Source organism: Algibacter lectus, from assembly GCF_900112395.1.
Lineage (GTDB): Bacteria > Bacteroidota > Bacteroidia > Flavobacteriales > Flavobacteriaceae > Algibacter > Algibacter lectus.
Genome location: NZ_FOLN01000031.1, coordinates 1 through 1459, shown reverse-complemented (window position 1 = coordinate 1459; position 1459 = coordinate 1). Strand labels below are relative to the sequence as shown.

The window sequence follows — 1459 nt, the reverse complement described above, 5'->3', positions numbered from 1 at the left end:
AAATATGGAGTATCAAAAATAAAAACAGCTTAAAAACAAAGATTTTAAGCTGTTTTTATACTTTTTTAAGGGGTTGTGCAACGGTTACCGTTGTTAGCTACTGGCAATTTTCCTTTTAGTTCCAATTTCCGGTTTTACAATCTCAGGTTCGTCATAAATCTCTCTAAGTAAGTCCGTATATGAGTTTTCATAATTATCGTCATTTCTCATATCTATATGAATATATTGTTGCATAAATTCAGGAATACTGTCAGCAGAAGCTCCATTTCTTAAAACAGGAATAATTCTTTCGTTGTTTGTTTGATTCTTATAAAGTTCTGAATTCATTATCGAATATTCATATCCAACTCCTCCAGCTCTTTTTTCAGCTTTTAATTTGTAATTTGGTGTAAACACAATTAGGATTCTATCAGCCTTTTTAATTGCTGTTTCTACAAAATGAGGTAAGCTTTTTCCTGGTCTAAGTTCATATCTATCAAGAATCACGTTGACACCTTCTTTAACTAACCTATTTGCTAAGTCCAATACCCATTTTTTGTGTTCTTCTGTATCCCAAGAATATGATATAAAAACCGTTTCCACATCTTCTTTGACAGTTTCTTGTTCTGGTTTTTTTATTGTTGGATTTTCTCCTTTAATCAAAGCTTTTATTGGTATCACTTTTTCTTTTTCGAAAGGTTCTACCATTTCAAGTATTCTGTTTATGAAGTCAATTCTGGTGCTTTCATCAAGTTCCATTATTATGTCGTAGTAGAATATTCTTCTGCTAGTGCTTTTTCCTTGCTCATTTCTTAAACTGATATATTGAGTATAATCTGGATGATATTGATTAAATTCTTTGAGTGTGTTTATAAAACGAGGTCCTGAAAAATATGTGCTAGCATCTCCTTGGACATTAATTACTTCGAATAATCTATTATATATTTCAATCCAATTCATTTTTTCAATTCTTATTTCCGACTTTTTAGTGTCTTTTTTGGTTTTCTTATTTTTTTCAATGATTTCTTTACAAATTTCCTCTTCAGGGAATAGTTTAGCGTAATTAAGTGAAGTCTCTCCTGTACTTTGTCGAGCTAATTCACAAACTAATTCCTTATAATTATTTTCATTTAGTGTGAAAAATTTTCCATTATGTAGAAGAAATAATTCTTGTAGGTTATCAAAAGTAATACTTGAGTTTTCCTTTTTTATATTTCCAAAAAATTCAGATTCGAAAATAGAGGTCGAATATTGCAATAATGAATCTGTTGGAATCTCTTTTTTATGCTTATATAAAAAGTCAAGTACTGGTTTCCAAGCTTCTTTTTGAATTAAACTTAATATGTATTCTTGGTTTACCATTGTTGTTTGTTCTGCTTGTAGCTAACGGCAGGTATATAGACATTAAGGGTTTATCAATATAAATATCCTACAGATTTATATTGAAGCTAATTTAGGAAATAAATATTTAAACTTATGA

General features: G+C 29.3%; 1 protein-coding gene. It reads right to left on the bottom strand.

The features are described from left to right. Positions 1–93: 93 nt before the first annotated feature. Positions 94–1341 carry a toll/interleukin-1 receptor domain-containing protein gene (locus BM246_RS19715; RefSeq protein WP_074940737.1) on the bottom strand — a complete coding sequence of 416 codons (1248 nt, stop codon included), beginning with the start codon at positions 1339–1341 and terminating at the stop codon, positions 94–96. Between the last annotated feature and the right edge of the window lie 118 nt (positions 1342–1459).

What these genes read in the sequence shown, in the direction of transcription:
- BM246_RS19715 (WP_074940737.1), bottom strand. Translation starts at nt 1,341, where the DNA reads ATGGTAAACCAAGAATACATATTAAGTTTAATTCAAAAAGAAGCTTGG.